The organism is Floccifex sp. (genome assembly GCF_051873555.1).
Lineage (GTDB): Bacteria > Bacillota_I > Bacilli_A > Erysipelotrichales > Erysipelotrichaceae > Floccifex.
Map to the genome: position 1 here is coordinate 1 of NZ_JBJEEY010000067.1, position 2,295 is coordinate 2,295.

Genomic DNA, 2,295 nt, shown 5'->3' on the forward strand with positions numbered 1-2,295 from the left:
TTTTCGATTGATAATTCAACCAAAAGTGGCTCACATTTAAATTAACAAATACAAAGGGCACTAAATTCTTCAGAAAGACGAATATTGTTTCTTTCAATCACATCTGTAAGATAGGTTTGATTAATTAGATTTGTTAGATAACGCATTTTTTCTACTTCGTCCTGTTCATTCAAGAGATACGGCATACCACCAAAAGTAAGGTATTCATTTAATGCAAAGTGTTTGTCACCTTCGTATGTCTCATAGTATTCAGCATATGAGAGAGGATGAATACGTATTTCAACACCTCTATCTTTGAATCTGGTAGAAATATCTTTTGAAAGAAATTTTGAGTTACTACCAGTAATATAAACATCATAGTTAGGATGGTTGTTCAATGAAATGATTGTGCCTTCAAAATCTGTGACCATCTGAATTTCATCAATTATGATGTAATATTGCTTGCTTTGATCATTTGCTTTACTCTCGATGAATTTTCTAAGATTTTTCTTGTCTCTTAATTCTTCGAATCTATCATCATCCAGTTCAACAATGATAATTTGATCTTCCAAAACACCCAAAGAATAAAGGTGCTTGCAAAACAGTGTTTTTAAGAGAAAACTTTTTCCACATCTTCTTACTCCGGTTACTATTTTTATATATGGATTATGCTTTTTTTGTATCAGTCGATTTAAATATAAGTCTCTATTTGCAAGCATATCAGCTCCTCCTATTTGAAAAATAAGGTCAAATTGTACATGAATTTCAACTAAGTATATTATAACTTCAATACTAAAGTAGGTCAATAGATGAAATTCACGGACACTAGTCCCTAAATTTCAACTAGAATAACGGAAATCATAAAAGTAACTAATATTAATGTTCTGAAAAGGTTTAATAGATTTTTTCGAAAAAGAGTTTTTTCTCAAAAACTGGAAAAACTGTAGTATAGTAGGTCTAATAGAGAAATCAAGATTATTCATGTAATGAGTCTTCTATTGAATGTTGGAATTTTTATAGCTTCGACAAAAAACTGCAATTGATGAACGAAATAAAATCTTTTCATAAACAAGACAATGATTTGATATATAATTATAAAAAAAGCAGGTGAGTATTATGTTGAATTATGGAATTTTGAGTACAGCATCGATTTGTGCAAGATATATTGCTGGTGTTAGGGAAAGTAAAAATGGATTTGTATATGGCATCGCATCCAGAAATTTAGAAAACGCAAAACAATTTGCGAAAAAACATAACATTGAACATTATTATGGAAGTTATTCAGAATGTATTGAAGATGAAAATATAGATATTATTTATATTCCCACAATGAATGCGATTCATTATAGATGGGCAAAATACGCTTTAGAATGTCATAAACACGTTATTGTTGAAAAACCATTTGTACTTTTAAAAGAACAAGCCATTGAATTATTTGAATTATCTAAAAAAAATCATTGTTTTTTAATGGAAGCACAGAAATCTGTATTTCTTCCAACAACATTAAAATTAAAAGAATTATTGGATACAAAAATAATTGGAGACATTAAATACATCAATTTATCAGCCGGTTTTCCGGGAAGATTTCCAGAAGGACATTGGATGACAGATCATGCCTCAGGTGGTGGAGCTTTATATGGAAGCTGTACATATACAGTTGAATTTTTAAGCTTTTTATTTGATGAACCAAGCTATCAATATGATGCTCATTTCATAAAAGGAAAAGGAAGTGCAGATGATGTGGTTCATTTTACATTATTGTTTAATGACATTATTGTATCCTCCGTTATTTCCATGTGCTGTGCACTTAAAAATGAAGCCATTTTCTATGGAACAAAAGGCTATATTGTTGTAAAAAACTTTTGGAAATCCAATGGATTGGATGTCCATATTGATGGAAACATGACTCATTTTGATTTTCCTTACACATCTGAATTCGTCTATGAAAACAATCATATTCAAGAATGTATAGAAAAAGGATTAACAGAAAGTCCAGTCATGAACAAAGAAAAAACAATTTATGCAGTAAAAATTGTTGAAGATCTATATAAACAGATGTAAGAGAACATCTGTTTTTTTGAGATGAAATGGCACAAATATTATCTTTTTCTATCGACTTTTTCATTTCGTTCATTTATAATGGACATCCACAACATAGAAATCCATTCAAATTTTAGATGAACTTTTCTTCAATTTTTAAAAATCTAGAACAAATTCCATATATACTTTTATATTCAATTAAAATATCAATTTTAAAAAAAATCGCTAAGTTCAACTAAAAAGTTGATGAAGGTAGTCTAAGCCACTGATTGTAAA

The 2,295-nt window shown here is 29.2% G+C and carries 2 protein-coding genes; one reads left to right on the forward strand and one right to left on the reverse strand.

All coding sequences use genetic code 11. The features are described 5' to 3' along the window. Window positions 1-41: 41 nt before the first annotated feature. Entirely contained in the window at window positions 42-698 is a 657-nt protein-coding gene (locus ACI32A_RS03910) for an ATP-binding protein (RefSeq protein ID WP_439753720.1), read from the reverse strand. 397 nt (window positions 699-1,095) lie between these two features. Between ACI32A_RS03910 and ACI32A_RS03915 the strand changes: the two genes are divergently transcribed. Next, entirely contained in the window at window positions 1,096-2,040 is a 945-nt protein-coding gene (locus tag ACI32A_RS03915; RefSeq protein WP_439753721.1) for a Gfo/Idh/MocA family protein, read from the forward strand. Window positions 2,041-2,295: the final 255 nt, after the last annotated feature.